This window comes from Pustulibacterium marinum (genome assembly GCF_900116665.1).
Classification (GTDB): Bacteria; Bacteroidota; Bacteroidia; order Flavobacteriales; family Flavobacteriaceae; genus Pustulibacterium; species Pustulibacterium marinum.
In genome coordinates, this window is the sequence record NZ_FPBK01000001.1 from 633173 (window position 1) to 641271 (window position 8099).

An 8099-nucleotide genomic window follows, 5' to 3' on the forward strand; every position below is an offset into this window, starting at 1 on the left:
GACAAAGATGAAAAACATCATAAAACATAAAATAGTAGTAGGGGCTTTGGTAGCTTCAGCAATGTTCACAAGTTGTGGAGACGACTTTGTAGAAACAGATGCTCCTTACGGAATCAATTCAGAATCGTATTTCTCTAGTCAGGATGATTATTACAATGCCTTGGTAGGTGCGTATGATGTATTACAGTCTACGTATGTAAATGTAATCATGGGAGAAATAGCCTCAGACAATGCTCATTGTGGAGGAGAAAGTGCTACCGATGTAATTGGTTGGCAACAGGTAGATAGAATGGTGCAAACACCAGTAAATGATAATCTAAAGAATGTATGGGACTGGAACTTTGCAGGTGTACAGCGTGCCGCTTTCATTCTGGAAAATAAAGATAAAATAGAATTTGAAGGAAAAGACCAAATCATTGGAGAGGCGTATTTCTTAAGAGCGTATTTCAATTTTGAATTGGTAAAATGGTTTGGGCCTATTCCTATCAAACCAGAAGGGCAATTTGTTTCTGGAGACGAAACATCATATCCCAGAGCTACTACAGCAGAGGTATATGCATATATCGAGAGCGATTTAGTAGCAGCAAAAGGAATGGTAAGTGCTACAGCTCCCGAAGTTGGTAGAGTTACAAAAGGAGCTGTTCAGGCACTATTAGGAAAAGCATATTTGTATCAAGATAAATTTGCAGAGGCAGCAACTGAATTGGATGATGTCATTAATTCGGGGATGTATCATCTATACGGAAGTGTAGAGGGCGAAAGCTATTCAAACTTGTTTGAGTACATGGCAGAAAACAGTGCAGAGTCGGTTTTTGAGGTTCAGTATACAGGTACAGAAGGTGCTGGTTTTGGATGTTTGCAATGTTCAGAAGGTAACGTAGCCGTAGGTTTTAGCGGTATTCGTGGGTATTCAGGGCCAACTTTTGAAGGTGGTTATGGGTTTAACCTTCCAACGGAAGAAGCATACAATGCTTTTGATGCAGACGATATGCGTAAAGATGTAACCGTTTTAGATATCGAAGCATGGGCAGCAGCCAATCCTTCCGTAGAATACTCCATCGGAAATCAAGATCCGGAAACAGGGCATACAGGATATTACAATCGCAAATATTTACCAAGGATTAATGACAATCAGGGAGACGCAAATCTTACGCAACCAAATAACTATAGAGCTATTCGCTTTGCAGATGTATTGTTAATGGCAGCAGAAGCTTATAACCGTGGCGGATTGAGTGATGCAACAGCTCAAGAATACATGAATGAAGTAAGAAGAAGAGCTTTTGGTGATGAAAACCATGATGTAATTGCAACCGGAAATACATTGACAAATTTAATTTGGAACGAGCGTAGACTGGAACTTATGGGAGAAGGTCACCGTTTCTTTGATTTGGTACGTACCAATCAGGCGGCTGGAACCATAGACGGATTTACCGCTGGTAAAAACGAAGTATTCCCAATTCCATTACAGGAAATTCAATTCTCTCAGGGTGCCTGGGAACAAAACCCTAACTATTAATTGGAAAGTAATATGAAAAACATAACATATATATGCGCGTTTGTTCTTGCATTGTTTGCCACTTCGTGTAGCGATGATGAAGACAATATCGATTTTATCAATGACGTAAATCCGCCAAGCAATATTTCGGCCTTGTTTACCATTACACAGGACAATTCTGGTTTGGTAACCATTGCGCCAAAAGGAGAAGGCGTGGGAACTTACATGGTTGATTTTGGAGACGGAACTAGTGATGCTGCAGAAGTAGCTGTTGGAAATAGTGTAGAACACTCCTATACAGAAGGAGTGTACGATGTTACCATTACAGGAGTTGGCGTTACAGGAAAAACAACATCCACGGTAATGCCGTTAACCGTATCGTTCATAGCGCCAGAAAATTTCATGGTTAATATTGCTCAAACTACGGGAGATACATTTTCTATAGATGTATCGGCTTCGGCAGATTATGAAACCTATTTTGCTGTTTGGTTTGGAGACGTAGAAGACGAAGAACCAACTGCTTTTATGGAAGGGGAAACCATTACACATACCTATGCCGCAGTGGGTACATATACGGTAACCGTAGTTGCGTATAGCGGTGGTGCCGCTACAGTATCTTATACTCAGGAGGTAGTGATTGCCAATCCACTATTATTACCTATCACTTTTGAAAATACAACATTAAGTTATGAGTTCTCTGACTTTGGAGGTGTAGCTTCGTCAGTGGTAGCAAACCCAGATATTTCAGGAATCAACTTAAGTGCTACAGTAGGTCAATCAATAAAAACTGCTGGTGCCGAAGTTTGGGGAGGAACCTTATTAACACTAGGAGATCCTATCGATTTCTCAACCAATCAAATGTTCAGAGTAAAAACATGGTCACCAATCGCGGGAGCCACTGTGAAGTTAAAAGTAGAAAACTTAGCAGATGGAAATATAGCGTATGAAGTAGATCAAACTACAACGGTAGCTAATGAATGGGAATATTTAACCTTTGATTTCTCTGGAATTGATACAGCACAGGAATATAGCAAAGTGGTTATCTTCTTTGACTTTGGAAACAACGGAGCAGGCGATACCTTCTATTTTGATGATGTGTATTTGACAGATGGAGCAGCTCCTAAAATTCTTCCGTTAACCTTTGAGTCTACTACCTTGGATTATGGATATGGTGATTTCGGGAATGCGTATGCATCTAAAGTGGCAAATCCTGATATGACAGGATTGAATACTTCTGACAACGTAACCAAAGTAACCAAAGTTGTAGGCGCAGAAACCTGGGCGGGTACTGCCATCTTGTTAACAGAACCTATTGATTTTACCACCTATCAGAAAGTAAAAGTAAAAGTATGGTCGCCACAAGCAGGCATTCCGGTATTGTTTAAAATGGAGAATGCCAGCAATAGCGCTATCGCTACAGAACTTTCAGTAAACACAACCGTATCCAATCAATGGGAAGAATTGGTGTTCGATTTTACAGGGATCGACAACAACAATGCATACCAGAATGTAGTATTGTTCTTCGATTTTGGAACCGCGGGTACCGGTACTGATTATTATTTTGATGATGTTGAACTTACAAACTAAAACAAACATGAAAAAGATATTCGCAGGAATAGGAGTGGTATTGACTATTTGTTTAGCGGCCATTTCTTGTCAGGATGACGACCAGACTTTTGGAGACATCGTGGCACCCACTAATATAGAGATCGGCTACGAGATTGTTGGAGTCGATGCAGAAAACGAATACGGCGATGGTTCCGGTACGGTTAACTTTACCGTAACAGCAGACAATGCATCTAGCTATAAAGTAATGTATTCAGACGGTACTTCGGCAAGTGTGCCAAGTGGTGTGTTTACAAAACAGTTTACCAAAAATGGAGTAAATACCTATACTGTTACAGTTATAGCATACGGTACAGGTGGATCGGCTTCTAATACATCAACGGAAGTAAAGGTGTTTAGTGACTTCTCAGATCCTGAAGCATTACAGTTGTTAACAGGTGGTTCTTCTAAAGTATGGTACTGGGCGGCAGCTACACCTGGGCATTTAGGGGTAGGACCGAATAACGATGATTTGGCGAGCAATTATCAACCTACCTATTATGCAGCAACTCCGTATGAAAAAGCGGGTTCTGCAGACAGCAACTGTTTGTATGAAAATGAATTGACCTTTATGTTAGATGGCGAAACCTTAACCTATACCTTGGATAATGGCGGAAGAACTTTCTTCAACGTTGCATACGAAGGTGTTGTAGGAGGTAGTGCTGGTCAAGATATGTGTTATGACTACGATACGTCTGGTGAACGCGTGGTAACTCTTTCTCCATCCAATTCATTGGTAGCGGCAGAAAATACAAGAGGAACTAGTATGACCTTCTCAGATAATGGGTTTATGGGGTATTATATTGGAACCAGTACCTATGAAATTCTTTCTTTGGAAAGCAACAAAATGGTGGTAAGAGCCATTCCGGGTAGCGACCCTTCATTGGCATGGTATCACACCTTTACAACCAATCCACCAGATCAGGGAGAAGATGATACAGATTATACCAACCTAGTTTGGTCAGATGAATTTGATGTAGATGGAGCACCAAATGCAGACAATTGGTCTTACAACTTAGGAACAGGCGATAGTGGCTGGGGTAACAACGAGCAGCAATACTATACAGATGATTCTGACAATATTAGTGTTGCAGATGGCGTATTAAAGATCACTGCTAAAGCAGAAAGTTTTATGGGATCTAACTATACTTCAGCGCGTATTGTTTCAGAAAACAAGTTCGATTTTACCTACGGAAAAGTAGAATTTAGAGCGAAGCTACCGCAAGGAGCAGGAACATGGCCGGCATTGTGGATGTTAGGATCAGATTATGCTACCAATACCTGGCCGGGTTGTGGTGAGATTGACGTGATGGAGCATGTAGGAAACGATCAAAATACCATTCATGGTACGTTACACTATCCTGGAAACTCTGGCGGTAATGCCAATACAGGTAGTACTACAGTATCCGATGCTTCCGAAGCTTTCCATGTATACAGCGTTATTTGGAGTCCAGATAGTATTCGCTTCTTTGTAGATGATCAGGAAGCGTTTCACACGGTGGCCAATTCAGATGCGTTACCGTTCAATAGTGATTTCTTTATCATCATGAACGTGGCTATGGGAGGTAACTTTGGTGGAGATATAGATCCTGCCTTTACAGAATCTTCTATGGAGGTAGACTATGTACGTGTATATCAATAAAATGTAGTGTGTTTAGTGAGTTATATTCAATAAGACAGCGCTTCCCGAAGATTTTTCGGGAGCGCTTCTTTGTACCACTACATGCCTTAAAAAGACAATCAAGATGAAAAAAAATAGTATCACACTGTTGTTGCTGGCTTTGATGGCCACGGGTGTAAAAGCACAACTATCCAACGTTGCAAGTGAAATTGCCATCGAGTCTAAAGTAGACTCGGTACTTTCTTTGATGACGCTAGATGAAAAAGTAGGTCAATTAGTGCAGTACAGTGCTAGTTGGGATGTAACCGGACCTGCTACCGGAGGAAATGAGCGCAAGCGCGAAAACCTAAAGAAGGGATTGGTAGGTTCTATGCTGAATGTAACTGGGGTAAAAGCTACCCGCGAGGCTCAGCGTTTAAATATGGAGCATTCACGTATCAAGATTCCTTTGCTTTTTGGGTACGATGTGATCCATGGCTACAAGACCATGTATCCGGTGCCGCTAGGCGAAAGTGCTAGTTGGGATTTAGACTTGATGGAACGTACAGCACGCGCAGCGGCAAGAGAATCTGCAGCAGCCGGAATCGGTTGGACGTTTGCACCCATGGTAGATGTTTCCAGAGATGCCCGTTGGGGACGTATCATGGAAGGCGCGGGTGAAGATCCGTATTTGGTATCTAAAATAGGAGTTGCACGCGTTAAAGGATTTCAGGGGACGGATTATACTAACCCTACGTCTATTGCGGCTTGTGCCAAGCACTTTGCAGGCTATGGATTTGCAGAAGCAGGGCGCGATTACAATACGGTAAATATTGGGATGAACGAACTGAACAATACCATCTTACCTCCGTTCAAAGCAGCGGCCGATGCAGGGGCTTTAACCTTTATGAACTCTTTCAATGAGATTGACGGATTGCCTTCTACCGCAAACCCATACTTGCAGCGTACCTTGTTAAAAGGTGCCTGGAACTGGAAAGGATTGATGGTATCTGACTGGGGATCTATTTCAGAAATGATTCCTCATGGGTATGCCAAAGATTTAAAAGAAGCAGCATACCTAGCGATTCAGGCAGGGAGCGATATGGATATGGAAGGCAATGCCTACGAGTCTAGCTTGGCAGCATTGGTACAAGAAGGTCGCGTGGATCAGGAATTGGTAGACGATGCTGTGCGCAGAGTGCTACGCGTAAAGTTCCAATTAGGCTTGTTTGAGGATCCCTACAAGTATTGTGATGAAGAAGCAGAAAAAACGGAGCTTTATTCCAAAGCCAATCAAGCATTAGCCTTGGAAGCTGGTAAAAAGTCCATCGTTTTATTAAAGAACGAAGGGAATGTATTGCCAATCCAAAAATCAGTAAAACATATTGCAGTGATTGGTCCGTTAGCAGATGACAAAGACAGTCCGTTAGGAAACTGGAGAGCACAGGCAGAAGCCAATTCAGCAGTATCTGTGTTAGAAGGAATCAAAAATTACGCAGGGAAAGGAGTAAAAGTAACCTATGCGAAAGGAGCTGATTTATCTACCGGAGATCGTTCGTTCTTAAAACATATGACCTTTAATGAAGATGATACCAGTGGCTTTGCCGATGCAGTGAAAAAAGCAAAAGCAGCAGACTTGGTGATCTTAGTGGTTGGAGAAGATGCATTTCAATCTGGGGAAGGCCGTAGCCAAACCGATGTTGGGTTTGCAGGTGTACAAGATGAACTGATACAAAAGGTTTACGAAGCCAATCCAAATGTGGTGATGGTGCTGATGAACGGTCGTCCTATGGATATCAGTTGGAGTGCAGAACACCTACCTGCTATTGTAGACAGTTGGTTGCTAGGGGCACAACATGGAAATGCAGTGGCTGAGGTATTGTTTGGTAACTACAATCCATCAGGTAAATTGCCGGTATCTTTTCCTAGAAACGTAGGGCAGGAGCCGTTATATTACAATCAAAAGAGTACGGGAAGACCATCGGAAATTGCCGAGGTTACCTATTCGCACTACATTGATAGCCGAAGAGATGCGTTGTATCCATTCGGGTTTGGATTAAGCTATACTACGTTTACTTATAGCGATGTAACGCTCAGTGCAGACAGCTTTCAGAAAGGTGGCGCTATTACGGCAAGCGTAACGGTAACCAATACTGGTAAAGTGGCAGGGGAGGAAGTAGTGCAATTGTACGTGCGTGACTTGTTTGCGAGTTTAACCCGACCTATCAAAGAGTTGAAAGGTTTCCAAAAAATACAATTAAAAGCAGGCGAAAGCAAAACGGTAAGCTTTACCATTGATGAAGAGCTGTTAACATTCTACACAGCAAAACAAAGATGGGAAGCCGAGCCGGGAGACTTCAAACTGATGATTTCAGGAGATTCTTCAGGGATGCCAGAAACGCTATTCACGCTTAAGAACTAAAAAGATATGAAACAGCTAGTAGTAGCAGTCATCTGTCTAAGTATGTTCAGTACTTCACTTTTCGCCCAAAAGAAAGGAAAGCAATTGGTGTGGGAAGAGAACTTTACAGCAGCTACTTTAAATGATGAAGATTGGAATTTTGAGTTAGGCGATGGTTGCCCAAACATTTGTGGATGGGGAAACAATGAGCGCCAAGTGTATACCCAAGAGAACCACGAACTGAAGGATGGTCAATTGATCATCACTGCAAAGAAAGAGGGTGACCTTTATACTTCTACCCGAATTACGACACAAGGGAAGCAGGAGTTTCAATATGGATATATCGAAATCAAAGCGAAGCTACCTACGGGACAAGGCATTTGGCCGGCATTCTGGATGTTGGGAAGCAACATTACCGAAAAAGGATGGCCGTGGAGTGGCGAGATTGATATTTTGGAGTATGTAGGCAAAGAACCGCATATGGTGTACACGTCTTTACATACGCAAGACAGCCATGGAGAAACGATCAATAGTAAAAAGACGGCTTTTGAAAATATAGAAGAAGGCTATCACACTTTTGCGATTGATTGGGATGCCGAGCGTATCATCTTTTTTGTAGATGAACAACCTGTATACACCTTCGCTCCCGAAAACAAAACCGAAGCGGTATGGCCGTTTGACCAACCGTTTTACATATTGGTGAATATGGCCATAGGAGGCAACTTTGGAGGCCCGGAAGTAGATGATACCATCTTCCCACAACAATATAGTATCGATTACATTAAAGTGTATCAATACTAGATAGTTCTTGTGATTCAAACCGCCTTCGGGCGGTTTTTTTTTGTGGATACTATAAAGCATCTAGGTGGCTGAGTGATTTACGTAGTGCAACGTAGTAAATTGTACCGAAGCCCCGATATGTAGTAGTAATGCCCCTGCACTTCGGTACACTTTTCAATCCTTTACTTCGTAGTATTGAAAACCACTCAGTGACCTGC

Annotated in this window: 5 protein-coding genes; all 5 read left to right on the forward strand. The window is 42.2% G+C overall.

Annotated features, from left to right (window positions below; translation table 11 throughout):
- Window positions 1-7 precede the first annotated feature (7 nt).
- The 5 genes from BM383_RS02825 to BM383_RS02845 all read left to right on the forward strand — a co-directional run bounded on the left by BM383_RS02825 (window position 8) and on the right by BM383_RS02845 (window position 7902).
- Window positions 8-1516 carry a RagB/SusD family nutrient uptake outer membrane protein gene (locus tag BM383_RS02825; protein WP_093022734.1) on the forward strand — a complete coding sequence of 503 codons (1509 nt, stop codon included), beginning with the start codon at window positions 8-10 and terminating at the stop codon, window positions 1514-1516.
- A gap of 12 nt (window positions 1517-1528) precedes the next feature.
- The gene (locus BM383_RS02830) at window positions 1529-3082 is read left to right on the forward strand and encodes a PKD domain-containing protein (protein ID WP_093022738.1); all 1554 of its coding nucleotides are present in this window, start codon (window positions 1529-1531) and stop codon (window positions 3080-3082) included.
- Window positions 3083-3089: 7 nt separating this feature from the next.
- Window positions 3090-4742, forward strand: coding sequence for a glycoside hydrolase family 16 protein (locus BM383_RS02835; protein ID WP_093023430.1), 1653 nt, complete (start codon window positions 3090-3092; stop codon window positions 4740-4742).
- Window positions 4743-4845: 103 nt separating this feature from the next.
- Entirely contained in the window at window positions 4846-7122 is a 2277-nt protein-coding gene (gene bglX / locus BM383_RS02840; RefSeq protein ID WP_093022740.1) for a beta-glucosidase BglX, read from the forward strand.
- Window positions 7123-7128: 6 nt separating this feature from the next.
- Window positions 7129-7902, forward strand: coding sequence for a glycoside hydrolase family 16 protein (locus tag BM383_RS02845; RefSeq protein WP_093022743.1), 774 nt, complete (start codon window positions 7129-7131; stop codon window positions 7900-7902).
- Window positions 7903-8099 lie beyond the last annotated feature (197 nt).